Genomic DNA, 24742 nt, shown 5'->3' with positions numbered 1-24742 from the left:
GCAGCAGGCCACCGGGAGTTCCACTTCTCACATTCCGGCTGGTCCGGTTGTGCTTACAATCCCGGCCATGCGCCGCTGGGAGCTTGCCATCGCACTCGACCCCGGACGCGAGCTGCCGCTATTCCTGCAGCTTGCGGGGGCGATTGCCGACGACATTCGCAACGGACGGCTGAAACCCGGCGAGGCATTGCCCGGTTCGCGCGAACTGGCGCAGCGTCTGGGCGTGAATCGCAACACCATTGTCGCCGGCTATGGCGAGCTGATGGCCGAAGGCCTCGTCAGTACACGCGTCGGCGGCGGCACCTTCATCACCCAACCGGCATCACCGCCACCCGCCGCGCCTGCGGTGGCCGAACAGACGCCTACCTATGCCCTGATGCCGCCGCTGCCCTTGCCCGCGAGCGGCCACGCGCCCGCGCCCGGCACGCTGATGATGGCGAACGGCGCGCCGGATGTGCGTCTGTTTCCAGCACGCGAACTGGCGCGCGCGTTCCGTCGCGCCATCGAACGGCGCGGCCGCATGTTGCTGGCGACGCCACACCCGTGCGGGCATATCCGCCTGCGCAGCGAACTGGCCGCCATGCTCATCCGTACACGCGGCTTGCAGGCCACGCCCGACAACCTGATGGTCACGCGCAGCATCGAGCAAGGCATCGATCTGGTCGCGCGTACGCTGATCCGTCCGGGCGACATCGTGGTCATCGAAGCCTTCGGCTACCCGCCGGCATGGAGTGTGCTGAAACTGGCCGGCGCGCAATTGCTGCCCATCGCGGTGGACAGCGACGGTCTCGATGTGGATGCGCTGGAAGCGGTGTTGCTCAAGCAAAAGATCCGCGCCGTATTCCTCACCCCGCATCACCAGTTCCCCACTACTACAGTGATGTCGCCGGCGCGGCGCGCGCGGCTGGCCACACTAGCGCTGCGTCACGGCTTCGCCATCATCGAGGACGACTACGATCACGAGTTCCACTACGAAGGCAAACCGATCCTGCCAATCGCAGCGGGCACCGGGCGCGCCAACGTGGTGTATGTCGGCTCGCTATCCAACTTGCTCGCGCCGGGCGTGAGCACCGGCTTCGTGGTGGCGCCGCCGTCGGTGTTCGCGCGTTTGCAGAGCGTGCGTGCAGCCAGCGATGCGCGTGGCGACGCCGCGATGGAATGCGCCATCGCCGAACTGTTCGAGGATGGCGAGCTGCTGCGTCATGTACGACGCATGCGCCGCACCTACGCCTCGCGCCGCGATGCGCTTGCTGCCGCACTGACGCGGCATCTCGGCAGCGCGGTGACGTTCCGCGTGCCAGAAGGCGGCATGGGTCTATGGGCCCGCGCTGACGAAGGCATCGACGTGGCCCGCTGGTCGCGTGACGCCGAACGCGAAGGCGTGCTGTTCTTCGACGCCCGCCGCTACGACTTCCAGCAGCGCACCCAGCCCTTCCTGCGCCTGGGCTTTACCTATCACGACGAGAACGAACTAGACGAAGCCACCCGCCGCATGGCCCGCGCGCTAGGCCAGCAGATGCGAAAGGCCTCGCTTTCCGTGTCATCGGTTGCGACATAATGCGTCCGCTCCGGGCTAGTTGCCCGGCGGCAGTTGAGAATCGCGCGACGGCAAGGACGCCAGCCCTATCCGTTGTTCTGTGCATGTGCGTTCCGCTTTCGGTTGGATCGCATGGGGAAGTTTTCGTCCCTTCGGTCCGTTGCATTCCCCTGCACCATCGAGGCCCAGCATGCTCACCACTATCCGTCGCTGGTTGAAACGTCAGGCGGCCACCGTCGACCGCGAGGCGATCGCTCAAGAAATCGACGACAACGGCGAACTGGAAGGCAGCTATCTCTTCATGTGTGCGATGGCCTCAGGCATCGCTACCATCGGCCTGCTGTGCAACTCGGTATCGGTGATCATCGGTGCCATGCTGGTATCGCCGCTGATGGGGCCGATCGTGCGGCTGGGCCTGGGCATGGCAACGCTGGATATCCGCCGCGTGTTCCGCGCACTCGGCACCTTGCTCGCCGGCATGGGCCTGGCCTTGCTGATCGCGATCCTGATCGTGCGCCTGTCGCCGCTGCGCACGCCCACGCCGGAAATCCTCGCGCGCACCACGCCGAACCTGTTCGACATGATCGCCGCCACTTTGTCCGGCCTGGCCGGTGGCTACGCCATGATCCGCCAGCGTGGCGGCACCATCGTCGGCGTCGCCATCGCCACCGCGCTGATGCCGCCGATGGCGGTCGTGGGTTTCGGCATCGCCGTGGCCCAGTGGCGCATAGCCGAAGGTTCCTTGCTGCTATTCACCACCAACCTGGCCACCATCGCGCTGAGCGCCACTCTGATGTGCACCTGGTACGGCTTCAGCGGCCGCGGCACTCGCGCTGCAGTGGCCTGGCAAGTGCTAGTCGGTTTTGCGGTGCTGCTGCCACTAGGCTGGCCGCTGGCCCATGCGCTGGGCGATATCGCCAGTCAGACGCGCCTGCTCGGTACCGTGCGCAGCACGCTCACCAGTGCGCTCAGCGCACAGACCGTGCGTGTGCTGGACATGCAGCTCGACGACACGCGCAGCGCGCTCGACGTCACCTTCGCGGCGCAGCACTACGACCTGGAAGACGACGCCCATCTGCGCGAAGCGCTCAGCGCCGCCCTGCCAGCCAACCTGGCCCTGCGCCTGTCGCCGGTGATCATGGCCGACCCGGCGCGCGCCGATCTGTCCCGCTCTGCCCTGAGCGCCAACCTGGCGAATGCGCCAGCCACGCCAGGACCCGCCGACGAAGCCAGCGAGGTGGCGACGCATTTCCCGCTACCCCTGCTCAGCTCCGGCGTCGACGCCTCGACCAAGACGCTGACCCTGGCCATCGCGCCCACCGCTCATGCACCGCTGGTCTCGCTGAAACAAATGGAAGATACCCTCGAAGCCCGCCTCGCCGGGTGGCAGGTGCATATCGTGCCGCCGCCACGGCCGTTGCCACCCGTGTTGTTTGCCCGCGGTTCGGCAGAGGTCGGCCCGGACCAGATCGTGACGTTGCAGCTGGTGACCTGGGCCGCGCAGCGCTGGAACGTCCAGCATCTGGTCGCCGAAGGCCGCGCCAGCAGCGACGGCCACGGCACCGCGGAACTGGCCGTCCAGCGCGCCGCCAACGCGCGCGACTGGCTGGAGCGACACCACCTGCAAGTGAGCCTGGGCGCCAGTTACCCACTGCCCGACCAGTCGAAGGTGGAGGCGAATGAAGGCATCGACGCGTTCCGCAGTGTGTTCCTGCAGGTGACGGATGCGGCCAAGGCTGATTGAATGGATAGATGGACCATGTAGGTGCGCGGTGCTCCTGGCAAGCGCGCGGTCGCCCACAGAGCCTGCCCCGGACTCGATCCGGGGGTGGGCTCCTACATGGATTGGCTGAGATTTTTGAGGAAGCTCTGACAGGGAACTCGCCCGTGAAAACGCACCCGTTCGCACTCCTTCTTGTTTTATCGATGGCAGGCATGACTCACGCAGCTACCCCTCCCCCCAAGGCCGATGCTCCGGCCGACGCCAACCTCTGGCTGGAAGACATCAGTGGTGACAAGCAGCTGGACTGGGTCCGGCAGCACAATGCCGAGACGGTGAAGAAATACGCGCAGACGCCCGAGTTCAAGCAACTCGACACGCGCCTGCTGGAAGTGCTCGATTCCAACGAGCGCATTCCCATGGTCGAAAAGATCGGCGATCGCTACTACAACTTCTGGCGTGACAAGGATCATCCCAAAGGCCTTTGGCGCCGCACCTCGCTGGCGGAATACCGCAAGGACCAGCCAACGTGGGAAACCGTGATCGACCTCGACGCGCTATCCAAGGCAGAGAACGAGAACTGGGTATGGCACGGCACCGACTGCCTCAAGCCCGACTATCAGCGCTGTCTGATCTCGCTGTCGCGCGGCGGCGCGGATGCCGACGTGGTGCGCGAGTTCGACCTGCCCGGCAAACAGTTCGTGAAAGATGGCTTTACGCTGCCGGAAGCGAAAAGCAATGTGACCTGGAAGGACCGCGACACGCTTTATGTCGCGACCGATTTCGGCCCTGGCTCGATGACCACCTCCAGCTACCCGCGCATCGTCAAGGAATGGAAGCGCGGCACGCCGCTGAACAGCGCCGTCACCGTGTACGAAGGCAAGCCGGAGGACATGAGCATCGGCGCTTTCCGCGACCAGACGCCCGGCTTTGAACGCGACTTCGTCACGCGCCAGATCGCTTTCTACGACAGCGAAACCTATGTCCGCGGCAAGGACGGCAAGCTCACCAAGATCGACGTGCCGAACGATGCCAACGTCCGCGCGCATCGCGAATGGCTGCTGATCGAACCGCGCAGCGACTGGAGCGTCGGCGGCAAGCCCTACAAAGCCGGCTCGCTGCTGGCGGCGAAGTTCGACGACTTCATGGCCGGCAAGCGCGAATTCGCCGTGCTGTTCGAGCCCACCGACAGCACCGCGCTCGACGGCTATTCGTGGACGCGTCATCGCCTGATCCTCAACGTGATGGACAACGTGGTAAACAAGCTGGAAGTGCTCACGCCGCAGGCCGGCGCATGGCAGCGCGAAGGCCTGGGTGGCGCGCCGAAGCTTTCCACCATCGCCGCGGCCGGCATCGACGCCGACGACAGCGACGACTACTTCCTCACCGTCAGCGGCTTCCTGCAGCCGACCACGCTGTACTACGGCAGCATCGATCAAGGCGAACCGCAGGCAGTCAAGCACAGCCCGGCCTTCTTCGATGCCGCGAAGTACGACGTCAGCCAGCACTTCACCACCTCGAAGGACGGCACCCGCGTGCCCTACTTCGAGATCGCGCCGAAGAGCCTCAAAGCCGATGGCAAGAACCCCACCCTGCAATATGGCTACGGCGGCTTCGAGATTTCGTTGCAGCCCAGCTATAGCGGCGGTATGGGCCGCGCCTGGCTGGACAAAGGCGGCGTGTATGTCATCGCCAACATCCGTGGCGGTGGCGAATACGGCCCGCGCTGGCACAAGGCCGCGCTGAAGGCCAATCGCCTGCGCGCGTATGAGGACTTCGCCGCGGTGTCAGAGGATCTCTTCAAGCGCAAGATCACCTCGCCGCAGCACCTCGCCGCGATGGGCGGCAGCAACGGCGGCCTGCTGATGGGCAACATGCTCACGCTGTACCCGCAGTTGTACGGCGCCATCGTCAGCCAGGTAGCCCTGCTCGACATGCAGCGCTATACGCACCTCTCCGCCGGCGCGTCGTGGATCGCGGAATACGGCGACCCGGACAAGCCGGCCGAGTGGACATGGCTCAAAACCTTCTCGCCGTACACCAACGCTAAGGCCGGGCAGAAATACCCGCCCGCGCTGTTCACCACCTCCACCCGCGACGACCGCGTCGGCCCGGTGCACGCGCGCAAGATGTACGCCAAGCTGGCTGCGCTCGGTTACGACACCAGCTTCTACGAGAACATCGAAGGCGGCCATGGCGGCGCGGCGGACAACAAGCAGTCGGCCTTCATGAAAGCGCTCGAGTACACCTACCTGTGGGACCACGTAAAGTAAGCGGTATCTCCGCCCATCAGCGGGGAGTGTCCCGATGACGCTCCCCGCGCCTTGCCTATGAAGCATTTCCACAAGACACGCCCCGAACTGCGCGAGTGGATTCTCGCCACCACCCGCGCCGGCCACGGCCCGATGGACGTACTGCGCCTGATGAAAGAGGCCGGCTACGACGCACCGCAGAGTCGCCGCGCCGTCTCCGAAGTGCTGGATATTCCGCTCGCCGCACTCAACGCCACCGCGCCGCGCGCCGGCAGCAAACAGCCGCGCCACCCTGCCGCGCCGCAAATGAGCGTGGGCGAGCACGCCGTGCGTGTCACCACCAGCGTCGACACGCCCATCGTGCGCGTACTCGAAGGCCTGCTCACCGGCACGGAATGCGACGATCTGATTGAACAGGCGCGCCCGCGCCTGCAGCGCTCGCTCACCGTAGACGTGGACGGCCGCCACCAGACCGACGAGCGCCGCACCAGCAACGGCATGTTCTTCCGCATCGGCGAATCGGCGCTGATCCAGCGCATCGAACAACGCATCGCCGCGCTGGTGGACATCCCGGTCAGCCACGGCGAAGGCCTGCAAATCCTGCACTACCTGCCCGGCCAGGAATACGAGCCGCATTTCGACTGGTTCGACCCTGCCCAGCCCGGCTTCACCGCGGTCACCGCGCGCGGCGGCCAGCGCGTCGCCAGCATCGTGATGTACCTCAACACCCCCGACGAAGGCGGCGGCACCGCCTTTCCCGCCGTCGGCCTCACCGTCACCGCCCTGCGCGGTTCAGCCGTCTATTTCGCCTACGACACCGGCGACCAAAGCTCCCTGCACGCAGGCCTGCCCGTCGATAAGGGCGAAAAATGGATAGCCACCAAGTGGTTGCGCGAGCGCCCGTATCAGCGCTGAGCTGTCCCGCGTACTGACGCCGCCCTGAACTTTGGCCGCCCATACTGCTGCGATGCAGCAGGCTTTGCCGTATCCTTGGCGGCTTTCCCCCCCGCATTTCAGCAAGGAACCACCATGGGTCTGCATCTCGTCTCCGCCGGCCGCGACGTGCCGAACGAAATCAACGTCATCATCGAAATCCCCAAGGATGCCGAGCCGGTCAAGTACGAAGTGGAAAAAGAAAGCGGCGCGATCTTCGTCGACCGCATCCTGTCCACGCCCATGCGTTACCCCTGCAACTACGGCTACGTTCCCGGCACCCTCGGTGGCGACGGCGACCCGCTCGACGCCCTGGTGATCCTGCCCCTGCCGCTGGTCCCCGGCTCGGTGATCCGCTGCCACCCCGTCGGCATGCTCAAGATGACCGACGAAGCCGGCAGCGACGAAAAGCTGGTGGTCATCCCCGTCGCGAAAATCTTCGCCGGCTACGCCCACATCAAAGACATCAAGGAAGTCTCCGCCCACTGGCTCGAGCGCATCGGCCACTTCTTCGAGCACTACAAGGATCTGGAGAAGGGCAAGTGGGTAAAGCTCGAAGGCTGGGTCGGCGCCGACGAAGCCAAGGCCGAAATCCTCGCCGGACAGCAGCGCTACAAGGAAGACCAGAAGGCCTGATCTTGCCTTTGAGGCTTCACAACAAAAACGCCCCGCCATGCGGGGCGTTTTTGTTTTCGGCGAACAACAAACGCGATCGCAAGCACCCACCCCTCACCCCAACCCTCTCCCAGAGGGGAGAGGGTGATGTTGGGCTTCGATGGGAAAATAGACGATCAGACCAAAAGAGAACTATCCAGACGCCTGACACTGGAAAAGGCGCAGCTACAGAGCGCACCGCCTGCTCTCAGGCCATTTCTCTTTGGTTACTTTCTCTTTGGGCCAGCAAAGAGAAAGTGACTCGGACCGCGGCAGCGGTTCGAAAGCCCGCGGCAGGCGAACCCGGGCACGCAGACGCTAAAACCAGGCGATAACGCCACTGGATGACCAGCTTCGCTGTTGAAGTACGCCTCCGGCCTTCGCCGGAATGACGAAGTAGGAGGAGGGCAGCAAGGATCGAACCCTCACCCTAGCCCTCCCCCAGAGGAGAGGGAGCAAAGCAACCAGCTCAAATCGTATCGACAACACCCCCATCCACCCTCAACGCCGCTCCCGTCGTCGCCGAAGCCAGCGTCGAGCACACGTACACCACCATATTCGCCACCTCCTCCGTAGTCGCAATACGCTGGATGATCGAACTCGACCGGTGCGCCATCACAAACTCCTTGCCGACTTGCTCAAAACTCTTCCCCTCGCGCTCCGCCGTCTCTCGCACCATATCCTTAAAGCCATCCGACAACGTCGGCCCCGGCAACACACTATTGACGGTGACACCTGTCCCTGCCGCCAGCTTTGCCAGCCCGCGCGCGACAGATATCTGCGCCGTCTTGCTGAAGCCGTAATGGATCATGTCGGCCGGGATGTTGAGTCCCGACTCGGAAGAGATGAACACCACCCGCCCCCAGTTCCGCTGCAACATGCCTTGCATGTAGTGGCGCGACAGCCGCACTCCCGACATCACATTGGTCTGGAAATAGCGCTCCCACTCCGCGTCATCCACTTCAAAGAACGGCTTGGGCCCAAAGATTCCAGCGTTGTTGACCAGAATGTCCACGCTGGGCACCGCCTTGATCAGCGCCGCCGCGCCTTCCGCCGTAGAAAGATCGGCCGCCGCGCCTTGCAGACTCGCGCCGTGCAACTGATGGCGCAGCTTCTCCACCGTCTTCTGCACCGTATCGGGATGACGGCCGTTGATGATCACGTTGGCGCCGGCGGCAGCGAGCCCGGTGGCGATGGCGAGGCCGATGCCCGCGGTGGAGGCGGTAACCAGGGCGTTCTTGCCGGAAAGATCGATCTGCATGTGCATGTCCTCTGAGCGAAATAGCGAAGTTCAGGCAATGGCGCCGCCGACATCCATCAAGACGGTCGATCCTGTCGCAAATGGTGTCGCGGCGAGGTAGACGACGGCGTTGGCGATATCTTCGGCTTGCCCGATACAACGTACGGGCATGCGCGAAGCAATGGCCTTGAAGAACCGGCCTTCATGCTAACTTTCCGGACTCCGCGCATTTATGCGCGGCCAGGAGATGCAGCCTTTCCTTTTTGGAACAGATGCGCCGACTGGCACCTGACTTTTGCTGGAGAACACCATGAAATCACGAGCCGCCGTTGCCTTTGGGCCGGGCAAGCCGCTGGAAATTGTCGAGATCGACGTCGCGCCACCTAAGAAGGGCGAAGTGCTGGTCAAGATCACCCACACCGGCGTCTGCCATACCGACGCCTTCACGTTGTCCGGCGATGATCCGGAGGGCCTGTTCCCCGCCGTACTGGGTCATGAAGGCGGCGGCATCGTGGTCGAAGTCGGCGAGGGTGTCACCAGCGTCAAACCGGGCGATCACGTGATCCCGCTGTACACGGCCGAATGCCGCGAGTGCAAATTCTGCAAATCCGGCAAGACCAATCTGTGTCAGGCGGTGCGCACGACACAGGGCAAGGGCCTGATGCCGGACGGCACCTCGCGCTTCTCGTACAACGGCCAGCCGATCCATCACTACATGGGCTGCTCTACTTTCAGCGAATACACCGTGGTGCCGGAGATCTCGCTGGCGGTGGTGAATCCGGCCGCACCGCTGGAGAAGGTCTGCCTGCTCGGCTGCGGCGTCACCACCGGCATCGGCGCCGTGCACAACACGGCCAAGGTCAAGCCGGGCGACACGGTAGCGGTGTTCGGCCTCGGAGGCATCGGCCTTGCGGTGATCCAGGGCGCGGTGCAGGCCAAGGCCGGGCGCATCCTCGCCATCGACACCAATCCCGGCAAGTTCGACCTCGCGCGCAGCATGGGCGCCACCGACTGCATCAACCCGAAGGAACACGACAAGCCGGTGCAGGACGTGATTGTCGAGATGACTGACGGCGGCGTCGATTTCAGCTTCGAGTGCATCGGCAATGTCGACGTGATGCGCGCCGCACTGGAGTGCTGCCACAAGGGCTGGGGCGAAAGCGTAATCATCGGCGTCGCCGGTGCCGGCCAGGAAATCCGCACCCGTCCGTTCCAGCTGGTGACTGGCCGCGTGTGGCGCGGAAGCGCCTTCGGCGGCGTGAAGGGACGAACCCAGTTGCCGGGCATGGTGGAGCAGGCGATGCACGGCGAGATCAAGCTCGATCCGTTCATTACTCACAACCTGCCGCTGGACCGCATCAACGAAGCCTTCGAGCTGATGCACGAAGGCAAGTCGATCCGCACGGTGATTCACTTCTGATCGCTATCAATGAAAAAGGCGCGCCATCGCAGTGGCGCGCTTTTTTGTGTTGGATCATATCCCGCTATTTGCCGCTCTCGCCCGGCTTCTCCAGCTTGGCCAACCGCTCCTTGCCATGCGCGTTCTCGGGGTTCAGTTCGAGCGAGCGCCGGTAGTTCGCGATCGAGCGCTTGATATCGCCGGTGGCCTCCAGCCCTTCCGCAAAACTGTCGTAGGCATTCCAGCTCTTCGGGTAGTGCACCGTGTTGTATTCGAGGACGCCCACCGCGTCGTTCGCGCGCCCGCCCTGCAATAACCGGTAGCCCCAGGCGTTGACGTAGGCCTCCGACAGGTGGAGCTCGGGATGAGTCTGCCGCACGTGCTTCACCGTGGCGTCCACATCCTTGTAGCCGCCCTGCTTCAGCGCCTGCCCCAGCGCGGTCACCGCAGCCGGTTCGCCGAAGACATCCTGCTGGATGCGTTCGGACATCGTCTGCAATTGCCCCTGCGTCATGGGACCGCTGCGGTTGACCAGGAAAACGATGCCGTAATGCGCATCCGGATACAGATCCATGAAGCTGGCAAAGCCAAAGGTGCCGCCGCTGTGGCTCAGATGCCGCTGGCTGTCCACGGTTTTCGCCAAGACCCAGTTGAAGCCGATAGCCTGACTATCCACATCACCCCACACCGGTTGCTGGGTAAGTTTGATCGCCAGATCGGTCGCATCCAGTTGCGCAGTGATGTAGCGCGCCATGTCCGCGGAGCTGTAGCGCAGTCCGCCCGCAGCGCGTAGATATGGCGCGTTAAACGCCGGGGCCACCGAGCCATCGCCGGTGTAGCCCGTTGGCGCCTGCGACAGACGCGCTTTCGAAACACCGCTTTGCATGCCGAGCGGCTTCTCGATGTATTGCGCCAACAGATCGTCGTAGGGCTTGCCGTAGATCTTCTCCACGATGTTGCCAAGCAGCGCGGCGGCCACGTTAGAGTGCCGTGGCGCGGTGCCGGGCTTGTCGATCAAGGACGCCTTGTGCAGATCCTCGAAGAAGGCCTGGTTGGAATAGCGCTCCAGCATGCCAGCCGCAATCGGCAATGCCTTCTTTGGATCCGCGTTCTTGAACACCGCGTTGAGATCGGGAAGGTTGTCGGGCAATGCCGATGTCGTCGCCGCCAGGTTCTGCAAGGTGACCGGTGTGCCCTGATATTCCAGATTCGGATACGAGCCCGGCAGGTAGCGCCGCATGTCATCCGAAGCGGCGGCCTTCTTCTCGATCAACGCATGCGCCAGCAGCAGACTGGTGAAGGTCTTGCTGATCGAACCGATCTCGTAGACCGTGTTCTTGTCCGGCGGCTGCGCCTTGCCATGCACCTTGGTACCGAAGTTGAAGAAACGCGCTTTGCCATCGCGCACCACGGCGATCGAAAGACCGTCCGCCCCTCCGGCCTTGATGAAAGCCTCGCCTTCTTTCTGGACCATACGGTCCAGCTCGTCAGGAACAGGCACCACATCGCGCGCGATGAGACCCGATACGGTGAGAAGACAGGCCGCACCAACGACTACTGAAGCCAACGACCGGCGCATGGCTTGCTCCTGCAAAAAGAGGGAAAGGGTGAGTGCGACAGGGGTGACTCTACCCACCGCCCCAGGCAGCTACAACGTGGCTTTCGGCATGGCCTCGCGCGCTTTCAGCGAGCGTGGAATACAGCGATACGTCCAGGCTCCGGCGGATCGACCGCCTTCAGCCAGGACTGCTTCGCCACCGTCGCCGTGCAAGGGCCGAAGGTACAGATGCGAATGGCGCGCGAAGCGGCCTTCGACTGCAACGCATTCAGCACCGCACTCAACACCGATCCGACGAACGGCGTGTACAGATAGAACACCGTGCCTTCCGATAAATCGGCCGTGCGCGCGTCCTGCTGGACGAAACTTACTCGATCGAGATGCAAAGCCTGTGCGCAGCGTCGTGCAGCGTGCACATAAGCGGGCTCCAATTCGATGCCGATGCAGCGAGCCCCCGTGCAGATGGCAGCAAGTAAAGGCACGTGTCCCAGACCAGAACCCAGATCGACCAGCACATCGCGATCGCCCAAGCCCACGCGCTCGATCATGTCGACGATATGCCGCGCCGGTGTGGGTTGATAGAACACCATCTCGTCCGGCAGTTCGGCGATGCTGGCATCCGGCTCATCGAACGCCAGCACGCCACTGAGCAGTTCGTCGCGGTAGTCGTAGGCGTCGCCGGGCTCGAACGCCGCATCCTTCATCCAGCGCAACAACCCGGTAGGCGCGACACCCCGGCGGATCTCCTCGCGCATGGTGGCGTAGCACGCTGTATTCAGTGCCTCCCATTCGGTGCGAATCGCCTCGGCGTGAAGCTGGAGTGCCATGTCCTCCGCCGAACCTGCATCGCCGGCCCGCATGAGACAGGTGTCGAGTTCATCCAGCCTATCCAGGCGTTGGCGCAGGCACCCGGATTCGTCCAGCGCAGGGGCCTGCCCGATCGTTTCGATCAAGGTTTTCAACGTCAAAGGCATGCAGAGTCGCTATGCGGATCCGGGCCACGGTGGCTCGGGCGAGCGCATGATAAGCTCCGGCCGACCCGAGAGATACGCGGCTATCCGGCCCTTCCACCATGTCTGAGTTCGACGTCAGTCGCCTGCTGGATACAGACACCGTCGCGGTGCGCACGGTCCGCTGCAGCGGTACCTGCCGTCATCGCAGCGCGGAAGAATGCGCGGCGACTACATATCTGGTCTTTCCCTATCGCGGCGTCTACATGCGCCATGTCGGCAGCGACCAAGCGGTGGCGGATGCCAACCACGTGCTGTTCTTCAATGCCGACGAGGGCTACCAGGTCAGCCATCCGATCGAAGGCGGCGACGCCAGCCTGTCGCTGACACTGGCAGAACCGCTGCTGCACGAACTCGCCCCCAGCACCATGTTGAAAAGCGGCGGAAAACTCGGCTTCCTGCGCCAGCATCTGCGCATCGACCCACGCGCCCAGGCCCTGGTCGCCCTGCTGCGCCACAGCCTGCAAAACAACAGCATCGAACCGCTCGAAGCCGAAGGCCTGCTGCTGACCCTGGTCGCCCGCAGCCTGGGGCCACGCACTTCCCACGCCACCGTCGCGACCCACGCGCGCCAGCGCCTTGCCGACCGCGTCAAAGTGCTGCTCGCCAGCGACCTCGCCCGCCGTTGGACCTTGGCTGAAATCGGCGCAGAAATGGGTTGCTCGCCGGTCTACCTGACCCAGGTTTTCCAGCAAGTCGAAGGCCTGCCGCTCTACCGCTACCACTTGCGCCTGCGCCTCGCCCGCGCACTGGATCTGCTGGGCGAGTACGACGATCTTTCCGCCCTCGCCGCCGAACTCGGCTTCTCCAGCCATAGCCATTTCACCGCTGCGTTCAAGCAGGCCTATAGCCGGTCGCCGACCGAGTTCAAGCAATCCGCGCGGCGCGCCTGAGGCTCAGCAGGCGCCGCTCGCACAACAAGTGCGCGCTTTGACCGGCACGGCGGCCTCCGCAACAGACGCTGCTTCGACGACTTCCACTACCTTCGCCGCTGCGGCCAGCGCACGCGCCTCCGCGGCACCCTTGCGCTCGCTGTAGCGATCGACCAGATAGTCGCTGCGATCGCGCACCATCAGAGTGAACTTGAACAACTCCTCCATCACGTCGACCACGCGGTCATAAAACGGCGACGGTTTCATGCGGCCGTGCTCGTCAAACTCCTGCCAGGCCTTGGCGACGGATGACTGGTTCGGGATGGTCACCATGCGCATCCAGCGGCCCAGCAGGCGCAGCGCATTGACCACATTGAACGACTGCGAGCCACCGCACACCTGCATCACCGCCAGCGTGCGTCCCTGGGTGGGCCGCACACTGCCGTCTTCCAGCGGCAGCCAGTCGATCTGATTTTTGAAGACGCCGGTCACCGCACCGTGGCGCTCGGGACTCACCCAGACCTGGCCTTCCGACCACAAGGAGAGCGCGCGCAATTCCTGCACCCTGGGATGCGTCGCCGGCACACTGTCGAGAATTGGCAGGTCGTGGGGATCGAACACGCGCGCTTCCGCGCCAAAGCGCTGGAGAATGCGCTCCGCCTCCAGCGCCAGCTTGCGGCTGAAGGATTGCGGACGCAGCGAGCCGTACAGGATCAGGATGCGCGGCGGATGCGTGGCGCCCGCCGGCAAGGCCAGCTTGTCCAGGCTGGGCGTATCAAGCAGATCGGAAGCGATATGCGGTAGATCCGGGGTCGTCATGGCGATGCGGGCACCTGTTGCAGTGTTTCCATAATTCGACCATCATGGAAATATCGAAGTCAAGCCCAGGCACTCACCATGAACCCCTGCCGCGTCCTGTTTATCTGCACGGGCAATTCGGCCCGCAGCATCCTCTCGGAGGCCACCCTCAATCATTTGGGTAAAGGCCGCTTCGAGGCTTATAGCGCGGGCAGCAAGCCAACCGGACAGGTCAATCCCTACGCGCTCGAAGAACTCGCGACCGCCGGCATTCCGATCGAAGGCTTGAGCAGCAAATCGTGGGACCGCTTCGTCGGCGAAGACGCGCCGCCGCTGGACATCGTGATCACCGTCTGCGACAGCGCAGCGAACGAGCCCTGTCCCGTGCTGTTTGGTGATTTCGTGCGCACGCATTGGGGCCTGCCTGATCCCGCCGCGGTGAAAGGCAGCCCGGTCGTCATGAACGAGGCCTTCCGCAAGGCGCATATGTTGATCACCTATCGCCTCATGGCACTGCTGAAGCTGCCGGTGGAAACCATGAGCCAGGAAGAACTGAAGTGGGCGCTCGATGGCATCAGCGCGCTGACTGGCGAAGATGACAACGAGGATGCCGCGTGAACCAGACCGCGACCGCCGTCAAAGCAACACCACCTAAAGCGGCCCGTATCGGCTTCTTTGAGCGCTACCTCACGCTATGGGTCGTGCTGTGCATCGTGGTCGGCACCTTGCTGGGCCATGCCTTGCCGGGCACGTTCGAAGCGCTGGGCCACATGGAAATGGCCAAGGTCAATCTGCCAGTGGCGGGCCTGATCTGGCTGATGATCATTCCCATGCTGCTGAAGATCGACTTCAGCGCGATGGCCGGCGTGCGCCGCCAGTGGAAAGGCATCGGCGTCACCCTCTTCATCAACTGGGCAGTCAAACCGTTCTCGATGGCCTTGCTCGGCTGGATCTTCATCCGCCACGTATTCGCCGCGTGGCTACCAGCGGCGCAACTGGATTCCTACATTGCGGGCCTGATTCTTCTCGCCGCCGCGCCGTGCACCGCGATGGTGTTCGTGTGGAGCAATCTGTGCGGTGGCGAGCCCAACTTCACCTTAAGCCAGGTTGCGGTGAACGACGCGATCATGGTGGTTGCCTTCGCGCCGATCGTCGGACTGCTGCTTGGCATCTCCGCGATCACCGTACCGTGGAATACCCTGATTCTTTCGGTTGTGCTGTACATCGTGGTGCCGGTGCTGATCAGCGTGATCCTGCGCCGCGCCGTGCTCGCTCATGGCGGCGCGGCGGCACTCCAGCACCTGCTTGCGCGCCTGGGTCCGATCTCGCTCGGCGCATTGCTGCTGACCCTGATATTGCTGTTCGGCTTCCAGGGACAGCAGATCCTCGCCCAGCCGCTGGTCATCGCCATGCTCGCCGTGCCGATCCTGATCCAGGTGTACTTCAACTCAGGCCTGGCCTACCTGCTCAACCGCCGGCTTGGCGTACCGCACTGCGTCGCCGCGCCCTCCGCCCTGATCGGCGCCAGCAACTTCTTCGAACTCGCCGTCGCCACCGCCGTAAGCCTGTTCGGCGTGCAATCCGGCGCTACGCTGGCCACCGTGGTGGGCGTACTGATCGAAGTGCCGGTGATGTTGTCGGTGGTGCGCATCGTCACGGTCAGCAAACACTGGTACGAAGCACGCACGGTTTGAGTGGAGAGAGCGCCATGCAAGGTCACTACAACGTCCTGTTCGTTTGCACCGGCAACTCGGCGCGCAGCATCCTCGCTGAGGCGATCACCAACCACTTCGGCGAAGGTCGGTTTCACGGCTATAGCGCAGGCAGTCAACCCAAGGGCTACATCTATCCGCAAACCCTCGACGTGCTGCGCGCCGTCGACTTGCCTATCGATACGTTGCGGAGCAAGGGCTGGGAAGAGTTCACCCGTCCCGGTGCGCCGGTGATGGATTTCGTCATCACCGTCTGCGATCAAGTCGCCGGCGAGGTCTGCCCCGCCTGGCCTGGCGCGCCCATCACCGCGCACTGGAGCATTCCCGACCCCGCCAAAGCCGTGGGCGACAACGAAGCCACCTACAAAGCCTTTCTGCTCGCCCGCAACCTGCTGCAGCAACGCATCAGCCTGCTGATCAACTTGCGCATGGAGGCGCTTGATCGTCTGGCACTCGGCAGCCACCTCTCCGCCATCGGACAGACCTGACTAGCCTTTCCTCCTACACTGCCCACATTTATCCCGACATCCATCGCCCGAACATGCAGACCAAACAAGCCATCGCCGTCCTCTCCGCACTCGCCCAAGAGTCGCGACTGGCCGTCTATCGCCTGCTCGTCGAACACGCCCCCGATGGCCTGGCCGCCAGCGCCATCGCCGAACACCTCGGCCTCGCCAACGCCACCCTCTCCTTCCACCTCAAAGAACTCGTCCACGCCGGACTCATCACCAGCCGGCAAGACGGACGCTTCATCTATTACTCACCCGTCCTTGAAGCGATGGACGAATTAGTGGGCTACCTCACCGAAAACTGCTGTGGCGCCACGGGGAAATCCTGTACGCCGGCGGTTGCGAGTAAGGTTGCGCGTTCGCGAAAGCGCACGGCCTAGCGTCAGAGAGTGCGGTAAGCATCCAACGCAGCGAGCCGGCGCACCCCGCGCCAAAAAAAACAACGCTACGTAGCAACGCCATCCCGAGCACCCACCCCTCACCCCAACCCTCTCCCCGGAGGGGAGAGGGAGATGTTGCTTTGATAGGCGGTGAGGATTGAGCGATCAGGCCTGAAGAAAACTATCCCGACGCCTGACACTGGAAAAGGCGCAGCTACAGAGCGCACCGCCTGCTCTCAGGCCATTTCTCTTTGGTTACTTTCTCTCTAGGCCCCCTTGGGGGGTTGGGCCAGCAAAGAGAAAGTGACCCGGTCCGCGGCAGCGGTTCGGAAGCCCGCGGCAGGCGAGCCCGGTCGCGACAATGCGACAACCGAACGACAACGCCACTGGATGACCAGCTTCGCTGTTGAAGAGCGCCTCCGGCCTACGCCGGAATGACGAAGTAGGGAGGAGTATCGCAAGGGCCGAACCCTTATCCCGCCCTTCTCCAAAAGGGAGAGAAAAACCACTAAAGATTTCGACAGCGCGACAACCCGCAAAAGCGTCTCCTAACCACACCCCAAACCGCACCACCCAAGGAGACACCTCATGAACGAGAAAACCTGCGCCGTCTGCGACTACCCCCTCGACCAAAACACCATCAAAGTCAAAATCGGCGCCCGCACCGTCGAAGTCTGCTGCGAGGAATGCGCCCAGAAGCTGCGCGAAGCCAGCGAGAAGCCGGCACCATGAGCGGCAAGGCCTTCTACGCAGATCGGCGCCAGATCGCCACGCCCTCGGGAACCATCAGCTACGTGGAACACGGTAGCGGACCGGTCGCCTTGTTTGTACATGGTGTACTACTCAACAGCTATCTGTGGCGCCACCAATTGGCGGAACTTGGCGATCTTCGCCGCTGCATCGCCGTGGACCTGCTGGCCCACGGCGATACGGAAATCGCCGCTGACCAGGACGTCTCGGTAACGGCCAACGCGCACATGCTGGCGCAATTCCTGGATGCACTGCATATCGACCAAGTGGATCTGGTCGGCAACGACAGCGGTGGTGGCATCTGCCAGATCTTCGCGGCGCTTTATCCCGAGCGCATCCGCAGCCTGGCGCTGACCAACTGCGATGCGCATGACAACTGGCCGCCTGAAGCCTTCAAGCCGTTCGTGGAAATGGTGGCCGCCGGCGGCCTGCCGCAGACCCTGCAAGCGATGGTGACCGACAAGACCATTTACCGCTCGCCGCAGGCGCTGGGCCCGGCTTATGAACGACCAGAGGCAGTGACGGACGACACCATCGACACCTACCTGCAACCGCATCTGCGCAATGCACAACGCACGCGCGACATCGAGCGTTTCGTCAACGCCTTCGACAACCGTCACACCGTCGGCATCGAAGATCGCCTGCGCCTGCTGCAGGCGCCGACACTGATCGCGTGGGGTACGGACGATATCTACTTCGACGTGCAGTGGTCGCACTGGCTGCAACAGACCATTCCGGGCACCCGGAAGCGCGTGGAGTTCAAGGAGGCACGGATCTTCTTTCCGGAAGAGCGGCCCGGCGAGTTCAATCGCGAACTCAAGGCGCACTGGGCCAACGCCAGCGCATAAGAGGAAGCGCCCGGGCGAAGCACGCTTTGCCCGGGCCATCGTTGCCTTACGTTTTCCTGACGCTGTTCGGCGCGACGCTGTGTCGCAGCGCGCCTGGGATGAGTGGATGGGATGATCCCGCGATCCGGCAACTGGGCCGGTCTGTTTGCGGGATTCCGAGTGATTCGTTGGCACACCCATCGACGGTGGATTGCATGGCTGGCTATCGCCGCCATGTGGCTCACCATCGTTGCGCCGGTGATCTCGCAGACCGTGCTGCCGGCTACGCATGCGCCTGCGATGCACCATGGTGCCGGCTGCGGCAAACATGCCGAACAGACTCCGCCTCTTTCGCCGCCGCATGATCATGCGCTGGAGAAGTGCGGTTACTGCGGGCTGCTCGGCTACAGCCCAATGCTGCCCGGGGCGATCTGGCTGCCGCCGATCCTGCCACCCGTCGCCGCCGTACCGGCCAACCTGCCGCGCGCCCTGCCGGCAACGCGGCTGGCAACACTTGCGGCCGCGCCGCGCGGTCCCCCGGCGTTCGCACACACCTGATCGATCCGGTCTCGACGGCGCAATGCGCCGCGTTCGCGCACACCTTCGGCCCCACGGCCGCTGAACTGCGCCGACGGACAGAGACCCTCCGCTTGCCATGGACGGGCGTCACGCCCGTTACACCGGCTTTCTACAAGCATCATCGATTCCCGGGGACTACCGATGCCTCTCCTTTCCCTTCTCGCCACGGACAAGAGCGCAAAGCGCCTGCCGGGCGCCCTCGCCGCCGGCGCACTGATCGCCGCAGCGTTCGTACCCCAGCTTGCACAGGCTTGTTCCACCTGCGGCTGCTCGCTCAATTCCGACTGGTCCAGTCAGGGCTATGCCACCAGCACCGGTCTGCATCTGAGCGTGCGTGAGGACTACTTCGACCAATCCCAGCTGATCAGCGGCAGCGATACTGTGCACCGTTCATCGCTGTCGTTTCCGAATGATCAGGAAGTGCAGCAGAAGACCATCAACCGCACCACGCTGCTCGGCGCCGACTACAACTTCTCGCGCTATTGGGGCCTGTCGGTGCAACTGCCGTATACCGACCGCCATCATCAGACCATTGCCGCGGGCGACACCGACGTCTCCACCTCCGACGCCCACGGCATCGGCGACCTGCGCGCGGTCGCGCGCTACCAGGGACTGAGCGAAGACGCAGGCATCGGCCTGCAATTCGGGCTGAAGTTGCCGACCGGCCGCTTCAAACAGGACTTCGCATCGGGGCCACAGGCCGGCGCGCTGCTCGACCGCGGCCTGCAACTGGGCACCGGCACCACGGACGCGCTGCTTGGCATATACAAGTTCGGCTACGTCACCGAATCAATTGGTTACTTCGGCCAGGCCATGGCGCAGATCGCCATGACGTCACGCGACCACTTCCGTCCCGGCAACTCGCTCAATCTCAACTTCGGCCTGCGCTATCTGGATGCCGGACGTTTCACCCCGCAGCTGCAGCTGAACCTGCATGGCGAACAGCGCGAGAGCGGCGGGCAGGCGGATCGCCCGAACAGCGGCGCGGTGCTGGCGTATCTCAGCCCTGGTATCGGCGTGAAGATCACCCCGCGGCTCGATGCGTTTGCCTTCGTGCAGCTGCCGGTCTACCAGCACGTCAATGGACTGCAGCTGGAGCCGCGGCGGTTGTGGTCGGTGGGTGCACAGTATCGGTTCTGAGAGCCTGTTCAAGCTCTCGGCGCAGCCGCTAGCCGCAGGCGATCTCTTCGGAATTCGCCTGCGGCCTCCGCCATGCCGCATACAATGCCCGCATCCCTCCTTCTGGCCACGTCGATGACCGAACCTGTCCGCCTCGCCAAACGCGTCGCCGAAATGACCCAGTGCTCGCGGCGCGAAGCCGAGATGTACATCGAAGGCGGCTGGGTGCGGGTGGATGGCGAGACGGTGGAAGAACCTCAGTTCAAGGTGACGGACCAGCGCGTCGAGATCGACCCGCATGCGGAGCTGGTGCCTGCCGAACCCGCCACGCTCGTGCTGCATAAACCAGCCGGCATTACCGCTGATCAGGCGCGTGCCCTGATCAGCATGGCGAGCCACGCGGAGGACGACGCTTCCGGCGTGCGCCTTCTGAAACGTCACTTTGCCCGGCTGGAATCGCCTTTGCCGCTACCCGATCACGCCAGCGGCCTGCTGGTGTTTACGCAGGATTGGCGGGTGAAGCGCAATCTTGAAGAGTACTTCGATCGCATTGAGCAAGAAGTGGTTGTCGAAGTGACCGGCACGCTCGCGCCGAACGGGCTGGCTTTGCTCAATCACGGACTCAGCTTTGACAACTACGCGCTGCCACCGATCAAGGTGAGCTGGCAGAACGAGAACAACCTTCGGTTCGCTTTGAAGCGGATCTCGCCCGCCATGATCGAGCGCATGTGCCATGCGGTCGGACTGAAGGTGCTGGCGATCAAGCGCATCCGCATCGGCCGCATCCCGATGTCGCGCCTGCCGCCCGGACAATGGCGTTATCTGGCAAGTACCGATCGGTTCTGACCCGTTCGGCTCAACACCGATCCGGCTGGCACGCCCTACTTAGGTGCCCGCAACGCCGAATCGCGCAACGCCGACTCATGCTGCACCTCATCGCTCTCCGCGATATCGAGGCTGTCGATCAACCGCTCTGCCGGCGAATGATGCGAGCCCATGTGCGGCACGGCCGATGTCGGCCCCGCACCCTGCCCTTCTTCGGCACCTGTCTTGGATGGATTGCTCATCAGTGAATCCTTGGAAAGGGAATCGTTTTGCCGCGCATCATGTCGGGTGCTTCGCGCGGCAGGACGTTTGCTGCTGAATCGGTGGACACGGCACGCTGCCGTATGAACAGAACACGCAACAGTCGCCAGGTTCCGGCCGCAACAATTCGCCGCATCCCTTGCAGTCGTAAAAGAACTGGCAGGCATTGACCGGCATGGTTTCGACCGCTTGAAAGCCGCAATGCGGACAGGTCAGCGTGCTTTCCAGCATGAGCTCGTTCGGCATGCGCCCATCTTACCCATAGCCCCGCCCTGCCCCAACAACCGGCCGAGCCATGTAAACCCAATCCCGATCCGGGGCATCCAAGGCCGGATAGACCGCGCTACGGCATGTCCACTCAGAAAGGGGATTTCGATATGACATTCATGCGCCTGTTTGCCACTACGGTGGCCTTTTGCCTGCTTTCGCCTATGACCATCGCCGCTGCCGCGGAAGCGACTTACCGTCCGACCGTGTCCTCATTGGACATCGGGCATTTCTGGGAAGCCTATGACGCGGCCGTCAAAGTGGATGACCCGGCCCAGCAGCGCGCCATCCTGCAGCGCCTGTATATCGACCGCGGCACACCGGGGTTGCAGGCCTTTATGCAAGCCAAGAACTACACTGCCCAGTCCTATGTGGATGCCATTCGCACCTACCCACGTTATTGGGCATCCATTCGGTCGCACACTCTGCGCGCGCCATCGGCTATCGCGTCACTGGAGCCGGAGCTGCGCAAATTTCAGGCGATCTACCCGGAGCTGCGGCCCGCCAGCATCTATTTCGCGATCGGCGCGCTGAAGTCAGGCGGCACGACGCAAGGCGACAAAGTCCTCATCGGTGCCGAGCTGGCTACCGGCGACGAAAGCGTCGACATCTCCGAAATGCCACCAAAGATGCAGACCTGGCTGACCGGCTATTTCCGCAGCCGCCCTTTCGACAACATGGTGCTGTTGACCGTGCATGAGTTCGTGCATACGCAGGAACGCGGCCCGGGCCAGAACCTGCTGGGCCAGGCCGTATACGAAGGCGTAGCCGATTTCGTTGCGGAACAGGTCACCGGCCGCAAGCCGCAGCTGCCCTACATCGAGTACGGCCCGAAGAACGACAGCGCCATCAAGGCCGCCTTCGTCAAGGACATGGAGGATGAAGACACCAGCGGCTGGCTCTACAACAACACCAATAACCCATTCGGTGTGCGCGACCTCGGTTACTACGTGGGCTACGCCATCAGCCAGGCGTATTACCAGCAGGCACCTGATAAGCATGCGGCGATCAAACAGATGATCGAGCTGGACTTTGCCGACAAGAAAGCCGTGAAAACCTTTGTGGACAAGTCGGGCTACTTCGATTGACCGATAGGCGCGGCTTATCCGCATTCCTATTGATGAAATGCTTCCGGCGGCGCAAAACGGGCGTCGACATAGGCCCATGCAGAAATGCCGGAAGCTAGCGTTACCCGCACACGGATATAGGCGGACACTTCATAGGTGTCCGCACGCATCAGCTCGTCACCCGTGATCTCAAAAACGACACCGCTAACTTCATCGGCATCGATTCCGGTGAACATCACAATGGGGTGGTGCGTCATACCGCTGGTTCGCACCACCTCGGGATCGTCGATCTCCACCAGGGATTGCCGAAACCCGCGCAAGCGATCGGGCGTGCCGGCAAGGAGCCTGCCGAAAGTCGATATCTGCACGCCTTCCTGCTGAAGCGTTCCATACGAAAAGAGATGAGGCATGCGACTACCGTTAGAGCAAAGTGGAATGTCCAGGGTAGCCGCCATGGCGCCAGATCTACCGACGGTGCGGCAAATAGGCCAGCAGCAACCATCCGCCCAGGGCGATCAGATCCAGCCACGCGAACCAGTCACCCCAGCGGGCATACAGCGTTTGCGTTTCACGTAGCGGCAGATCGCCCACTAGTTCGGCGTCCTGTTTTTCACTGGATGCCTCGGCAACTACGCGGCCACGGTCATCGCTCAGCGTAAGACGGCCGGAGCGGGCGGCGCGCGCCATGGCGAAACCGCTTTCCACGCCGCGCATGATCGCCATGCGGCTGTGCAGCCAGCCATCGACGGTGAAATCCGAGGCCGGCACCAGGAGCAACTGTGCATGGCGCGTGGCATAGGCGCTGCCGGTGTCGTGGAAATCCAGGTCCTTGCAGATGGCCAGCCCGGTTCGCGGTGATCCCTCCAGCACGGTGTAACTGTCGCCCGGTGTGTAGTCCTCCAGGCCGATGAGCAGATGGTGTTTGCTATACGTTGCCGGCGACATGGCACCCGGCTGGAACACCATCAGCATGTTGCGCCGACCTTGCGGATCGCCTTTGAAATCGACACCAGTACCCACGGTCAGATCACGCTGCTTCGCCAGCTCCGCGAATGCTGGGATGGTGGCATCAGCCGTCGAAAACGAGGTTTCGGGGATCAACACAACCCGTGCGCCTGCACTTGCCAGACGGTTTAACGCCTCTACGTAACGCGCCTCCACCGCCTGCCCCTTGGGCTCGCTCAACGCGGGCTGCCCGTGTCCCAACGACACCAGCCCCGCGCGTACCGTGGTAGTGGCCGGCGCCTGCAACCGCCAGGCGCCATAAGCAGCGGTACCCGCGATGAGTAACACGGCGATGGCGGCCACCCATGCGCGGCTGTGCCTGGCGATCTTCGGCGTAGTCAGTACACCCAACGCTGCGGGAAAGAGCAGAACGAGGAAACCGACACCCCAGATGCCCGTGACGGCAGCGAGCTGGATGATCGCCAGCGCGTCCATCTGCGTGTAACTGATGTTGAAGAACGTGCCGTGCGGCGAAAGCAGGCTGTAGATGTATTCAGCGGCAACCCACACCGTCGGTACTGACAACGCCGCCGCGAGCGCACGACCGCGTAGCAAGAGCCGCCTGTACAACAGAACGCATAGCATCAGTATGAGGCTGGGTACGCTGATGAAAACAGCGATCACCGGGATAGGTAGACCGATGTACGTATGCGCATAAGTCCACAGATTGAGCCCGCCGAGCGTGTACGCCGCAAAAGCAGCCAACGCCGCCCAGGGTGCGCGGACCCGTGGCGCGAGCCACAGCACGGGCAGCGGCGCGAGCCAGGTCAACCACCACACCGGCTGTAATCCACTGCCAAACCACCAGCCCAGCGCGGACAATGCCGTCGCTGTCAGCCAGACCGGCAGCGCGAAACCTTCAGGCTTTGATGCCATCGATCAATCTCCCCAGCGATTGTTTGTAGAAGGCGCGGAACTGCGCCTCGTCATAGGTGAAGCGTCCGGCGCGGTAGAGGGCGACCAGGCCGTGCTGTTGCGCCCATATCGCCATGGCTACGTCGTGCGGGTCGTCCTGCTTCAGCACACCCTTGGCCATGCCTTCGATGATCGCGTCGACCACCACGTTGAACGTGGGTGAGAGGCCGGCGCGGAAATCTTCGGGATAGCGCCGCGCATCGTCGCGGCGCACCGAAAAGGCGTGATCAAACAGATGCGGATGCGTCAGCGCGTAATCGAGATAAGGATCTGCCAGCGCCATCAGCCGTTTGAGCAGATCAGGACTGCGCGTGCGCGCCTTCCATTCGTGCGCGACGGCATTGAAGCTGTCGTCGGAGAGCCGCTTCAGCAAAGCATCGCGATTGGGGAAATGACGATAGATCGCCATGGGCGTAATGCCCACCGCGTCGGCTACGCGGCGCATGGTTACGGCTTCGGCGCCGTCGCTATCGAATAATCGATGCGCGGCACGAAGGATCTTCTCGGCGGTCGTCAGGCGAGTCATGTATACAGTGTATACATGACATTTGCA

The 24742-nt window shown here is 63.2% G+C and carries 26 protein-coding genes; 17 read left to right on the top strand and 9 right to left on the bottom strand.

Annotated elements, in window-relative coordinates; genetic code table 11:
• The first annotated feature begins 67 nt into the window (after nt 1-67).
• The 5 genes from BM338_RS18240 (at nt 68) to ppa (ending at nt 7078) form a co-directional block, all read left to right on the top strand.
• Nucleotides 68-1558, top strand: a complete 1491-nt coding sequence (locus BM338_RS18240) for a MocR-like pyridoxine biosynthesis transcription factor PdxR (protein WP_090453429.1) — start codon at nt 68-70, stop codon at nt 1556-1558.
• A gap of 169 nt (nt 1559-1727) precedes the next feature.
• On the top strand, nt 1728-3281 hold the full coding sequence (locus BM338_RS18235) for a TIGR00341 family protein (RefSeq protein ID WP_090453427.1): 1554 nt from the start codon (nt 1728-1730) through the stop codon (nt 3279-3281).
• 191 nt (nt 3282-3472) lie between these two features.
• Nucleotides 3473-5530 (top strand): prolyl oligopeptidase family serine peptidase, encoded by a 2058-nt coding sequence (locus BM338_RS18230; protein ID WP_090453425.1) that lies wholly within the window; start codon nt 3473-3475, stop codon nt 5528-5530.
• A 57-nt stretch (nt 5531-5587) separates the two neighbouring features.
• Nucleotides 5588-6424: a 2OG-Fe(II) oxygenase gene (locus tag BM338_RS18225; RefSeq protein ID WP_090453423.1), complete on the top strand. Its 837-nt coding sequence runs from the start codon at nt 5588-5590 to the stop codon at nt 6422-6424.
• 114 nt (nt 6425-6538) lie between these two features.
• Complete coding sequence (gene ppa / locus BM338_RS18220; RefSeq protein WP_090453421.1) at nt 6539-7078, top strand: inorganic diphosphatase; 540 nt, start codon at nt 6539-6541, stop codon at nt 7076-7078.
• Nucleotides 7079-7565: 487 nt separating this feature from the next.
• Here ppa and BM338_RS18215 read toward each other — a convergent pair whose 3' ends face one another.
• Nucleotides 7566-8357 (bottom strand): SDR family NAD(P)-dependent oxidoreductase, encoded by a 792-nt coding sequence (locus tag BM338_RS18215; protein WP_090453419.1) that lies wholly within the window; start codon nt 8355-8357, stop codon nt 7566-7568.
• Between the two features lie 289 nt (nt 8358-8646).
• Between BM338_RS18215 and BM338_RS18205 the strand changes: the two genes are divergently transcribed.
• A complete protein-coding gene (locus BM338_RS18205) occupies nt 8647-9756 on the top strand; it encodes an S-(hydroxymethyl)glutathione dehydrogenase/class III alcohol dehydrogenase (RefSeq protein WP_090453417.1) in 1110 nt (369 codons plus the stop codon).
• Nucleotides 9757-9820: 64 nt separating this feature from the next.
• Here the strand turns inward: BM338_RS18205 and BM338_RS18200 are convergent, their stop codons facing one another.
• On the bottom strand, nt 9821-11314 hold the full coding sequence (locus BM338_RS18200; protein WP_090453415.1) for a serine hydrolase: 1494 nt from the start codon (nt 11312-11314) through the stop codon (nt 9821-9823).
• A gap of 104 nt (nt 11315-11418) precedes the next feature.
• A complete protein-coding gene (locus BM338_RS18195) occupies nt 11419-12120 on the bottom strand; it encodes an SAM-dependent methyltransferase (RefSeq protein WP_218156379.1) in 702 nt (233 codons plus the stop codon).
• 245 nt (nt 12121-12365) lie between these two features.
• On the opposite strand from BM338_RS18195, the gene BM338_RS18190 reads away from it, so the two are divergent.
• Nucleotides 12366-13196 carry a helix-turn-helix domain-containing protein gene (locus BM338_RS18190; RefSeq protein ID WP_090453411.1) on the top strand — a complete coding sequence of 277 codons (831 nt, stop codon included), beginning with the start codon at nt 12366-12368 and terminating at the stop codon, nt 13194-13196.
• 3 nt (nt 13197-13199) lie between these two features.
• Here BM338_RS18190 and arsH read toward each other — a convergent pair whose 3' ends face one another.
• Nucleotides 13200-13994, bottom strand: coding sequence for an arsenical resistance protein ArsH (arsH, locus tag BM338_RS18185; protein WP_090453409.1), 795 nt, complete (start codon nt 13992-13994; stop codon nt 13200-13202).
• A gap of 78 nt (nt 13995-14072) precedes the next feature.
• Here arsH and BM338_RS18180 point away from each other — a divergent pair, with 78 nt between their 5' ends.
• From BM338_RS18180 to BM338_RS18145, 9 genes are all read left to right on the top strand, one after another.
• Entirely contained in the window at nt 14073-14591 is a 519-nt protein-coding gene (locus tag BM338_RS18180) for an arsenate reductase ArsC (protein ID WP_090453407.1), read from the top strand.
• Nucleotides 14588-15667, top strand: coding sequence for an ACR3 family arsenite efflux transporter (gene arsB / locus BM338_RS18175; RefSeq protein ID WP_090453405.1), 1080 nt, complete (start codon nt 14588-14590; stop codon nt 15665-15667). The genes BM338_RS18180 and arsB overlap by 4 nt, the downstream gene beginning before the upstream one ends.
• 14 nt (nt 15668-15681) lie before the next feature.
• A complete protein-coding gene (locus BM338_RS18170; RefSeq protein WP_090453403.1) occupies nt 15682-16173 on the top strand; it encodes an arsenate reductase ArsC in 492 nt (163 codons plus the stop codon).
• Between the two features lie 53 nt (nt 16174-16226).
• Nucleotides 16227-16574, top strand: a complete 348-nt coding sequence (locus tag BM338_RS18165; protein WP_090453401.1) for an ArsR/SmtB family transcription factor — start codon at nt 16227-16229, stop codon at nt 16572-16574.
• 588 nt (nt 16575-17162) lie between these two features.
• Nucleotides 17163-17306, top strand: coding sequence for a hypothetical protein (locus BM338_RS21660; protein WP_177229406.1), 144 nt, complete (start codon nt 17163-17165; stop codon nt 17304-17306).
• A complete protein-coding gene (locus BM338_RS18160) occupies nt 17303-18172 on the top strand; it encodes an alpha/beta fold hydrolase (RefSeq protein ID WP_090453399.1) in 870 nt (289 codons plus the stop codon). The genes BM338_RS21660 and BM338_RS18160 overlap by 4 nt, the downstream gene beginning before the upstream one ends.
• Before the next feature lie 111 nt (nt 18173-18283).
• Nucleotides 18284-18709, top strand: coding sequence for a DUF2946 domain-containing protein (locus BM338_RS18155; protein ID WP_090453397.1), 426 nt, complete (start codon nt 18284-18286; stop codon nt 18707-18709).
• Nucleotides 18710-18871: 162 nt separating this feature from the next.
• Complete coding sequence (locus tag BM338_RS18150) at nt 18872-19870, top strand: transporter family protein (RefSeq protein WP_090453395.1); 999 nt, start codon at nt 18872-18874, stop codon at nt 19868-19870.
• Between the two features lie 114 nt (nt 19871-19984).
• The gene (locus BM338_RS18145) at nt 19985-20695 is read left to right on the top strand and encodes an rRNA pseudouridine synthase (protein WP_090453538.1); all 711 of its coding nucleotides are present in this window, start codon (nt 19985-19987) and stop codon (nt 20693-20695) included.
• Nucleotides 20696-20730: 35 nt separating this feature from the next.
• Here BM338_RS18145 and BM338_RS18140 read toward each other — a convergent pair whose 3' ends face one another.
• Complete coding sequence (locus BM338_RS18140; RefSeq protein WP_090453393.1) at nt 20731-20916, bottom strand: hypothetical protein; 186 nt, start codon at nt 20914-20916, stop codon at nt 20731-20733.
• A gap of 37 nt (nt 20917-20953) precedes the next feature.
• On the bottom strand, nt 20954-21181 hold the full coding sequence (locus tag BM338_RS18135; protein WP_090453391.1) for a GDCCVxC domain-containing (seleno)protein: 228 nt from the start codon (nt 21179-21181) through the stop codon (nt 20954-20956).
• Between the two features lie 131 nt (nt 21182-21312).
• On the opposite strand from BM338_RS18135, the gene BM338_RS18130 reads away from it, so the two are divergent.
• The gene (locus BM338_RS18130) at nt 21313-22290 is read left to right on the top strand and encodes a DUF2268 domain-containing protein (RefSeq protein ID WP_255367361.1); all 978 of its coding nucleotides are present in this window, start codon (nt 21313-21315) and stop codon (nt 22288-22290) included.
• Between the two features lie 26 nt (nt 22291-22316).
• Here the strand turns inward: BM338_RS18130 and BM338_RS18125 are convergent, their stop codons facing one another.
• Genes BM338_RS18125 through BM338_RS18115 form a run of 3 tightly spaced genes read right to left on the bottom strand, consistent with a single transcriptional unit; the run spans nt 22317 to nt 24715 of the window.
• Nucleotides 22317-22679 (bottom strand): gamma-glutamylcyclotransferase family protein, encoded by a 363-nt coding sequence (locus tag BM338_RS18125; protein WP_090453389.1) that lies wholly within the window; start codon nt 22677-22679, stop codon nt 22317-22319.
• Nucleotides 22680-22734: 55 nt separating this feature from the next.
• Complete coding sequence (locus BM338_RS18120; protein WP_090453387.1) at nt 22735-24150, bottom strand: apolipoprotein N-acyltransferase; 1416 nt, start codon at nt 24148-24150, stop codon at nt 22735-22737.
• The gene (locus tag BM338_RS18115) at nt 24134-24715 is read right to left on the bottom strand and encodes a TetR/AcrR family transcriptional regulator (RefSeq protein WP_090453385.1); all 582 of its coding nucleotides are present in this window, start codon (nt 24713-24715) and stop codon (nt 24134-24136) included. Before BM338_RS18115 ends, BM338_RS18120 begins: the two co-directional genes overlap by 17 nt.
• Nucleotides 24716-24742: the final 27 nt, after the last annotated feature.

The sequence above is a fragment of the Dyella sp. OK004 genome, from assembly GCF_900114495.1.
Lineage (GTDB): Bacteria > Pseudomonadota > Gammaproteobacteria > Xanthomonadales > Rhodanobacteraceae > Dyella_D.
The sequence above is the reverse complement of the archived record's forward strand: the minus strand, read 5'-3'. Positions and strand labels throughout refer to the sequence as shown.

Coding starts and splice junctions, on each gene's coding strand:
- BM338_RS21660 (WP_177229406.1), top strand. CDS start 17,163: ATGAACGAGAAAACCTGCGCCGTCTGCGACTACCCCCTCGACCAAAAC.
- BM338_RS18170 (WP_090453403.1), top strand. CDS start 15,682: ATGCAAGGTCACTACAACGTCCTGTTCGTTTGCACCGGCAACTCGGCG.
- BM338_RS18130 (WP_255367361.1), top strand. CDS start 21,313: ATGACATTCATGCGCCTGTTTGCCACTACGGTGGCCTTTTGCCTGCTT.
- BM338_RS18120 (WP_090453387.1), bottom strand. CDS start 24,150: ATGGCATCAAAGCCTGAAGGTTTCGCGCTGCCGGTCTGGCTGACAGCG.
- BM338_RS18115 (WP_090453385.1), bottom strand. CDS start 24,715: ATGACTCGCCTGACGACCGCCGAGAAGATCCTTCGTGCCGCGCATCGA.
- BM338_RS18225 (WP_090453423.1), top strand. CDS start 5,588: ATGAAGCATTTCCACAAGACACGCCCCGAACTGCGCGAGTGGATTCTC.
- BM338_RS18155 (WP_090453397.1), top strand. CDS start 18,284: ATGATCCCGCGATCCGGCAACTGGGCCGGTCTGTTTGCGGGATTCCGA.
- ppa (WP_090453421.1), top strand. CDS start 6,539: ATGGGTCTGCATCTCGTCTCCGCCGGCCGCGACGTGCCGAACGAAATC.
- arsH (WP_090453409.1), bottom strand. CDS start 13,994: ATGACGACCCCGGATCTACCGCATATCGCTTCCGATCTGCTTGATACG.
- BM338_RS18150 (WP_090453395.1), top strand. CDS start 18,872: ATGCCTCTCCTTTCCCTTCTCGCCACGGACAAGAGCGCAAAGCGCCTG.
- BM338_RS18230 (WP_090453425.1), top strand. CDS start 3,473: ATGACTCACGCAGCTACCCCTCCCCCCAAGGCCGATGCTCCGGCCGAC.
- BM338_RS18160 (WP_090453399.1), top strand. CDS start 17,303: ATGAGCGGCAAGGCCTTCTACGCAGATCGGCGCCAGATCGCCACGCCC.
- BM338_RS18165 (WP_090453401.1), top strand. CDS start 16,227: ATGCAGACCAAACAAGCCATCGCCGTCCTCTCCGCACTCGCCCAAGAG.
- BM338_RS18140 (WP_090453393.1), bottom strand. CDS start 20,916: ATGAGCAATCCATCCAAGACAGGTGCCGAAGAAGGGCAGGGTGCGGGG.
- BM338_RS18195 (WP_218156379.1), bottom strand. CDS start 12,120: ATGGCACTCCAGCTTCACGCCGAGGCGATTCGCACCGAATGGGAGGCA.
- BM338_RS18190 (WP_090453411.1), top strand. CDS start 12,366: ATGTCTGAGTTCGACGTCAGTCGCCTGCTGGATACAGACACCGTCGCG.
- BM338_RS18135 (WP_090453391.1), bottom strand. CDS start 21,181: ATGCCGAACGAGCTCATGCTGGAAAGCACGCTGACCTGTCCGCATTGC.
- BM338_RS18235 (WP_090453427.1), top strand. CDS start 1,728: ATGCTCACCACTATCCGTCGCTGGTTGAAACGTCAGGCGGCCACCGTC.
- BM338_RS18205 (WP_090453417.1), top strand. CDS start 8,647: ATGAAATCACGAGCCGCCGTTGCCTTTGGGCCGGGCAAGCCGCTGGAA.
- BM338_RS18200 (WP_090453415.1), bottom strand. CDS start 11,314: ATGCGCCGGTCGTTGGCTTCAGTAGTCGTTGGTGCGGCCTGTCTTCTC.
- BM338_RS18145 (WP_090453538.1), top strand. CDS start 19,985: ATGACCGAACCTGTCCGCCTCGCCAAACGCGTCGCCGAAATGACCCAG.
- BM338_RS18125 (WP_090453389.1), bottom strand. CDS start 22,679: ATGCCTCATCTCTTTTCGTATGGAACGCTTCAGCAGGAAGGCGTGCAG.
- BM338_RS18215 (WP_090453419.1), bottom strand. CDS start 8,357: ATGCAGATCGATCTTTCCGGCAAGAACGCCCTGGTTACCGCCTCCACC.
- BM338_RS18240 (WP_090453429.1), top strand. CDS start 68: ATGCGCCGCTGGGAGCTTGCCATCGCACTCGACCCCGGACGCGAGCTG.
- BM338_RS18180 (WP_090453407.1), top strand. CDS start 14,073: ATGAACCCCTGCCGCGTCCTGTTTATCTGCACGGGCAATTCGGCCCGC.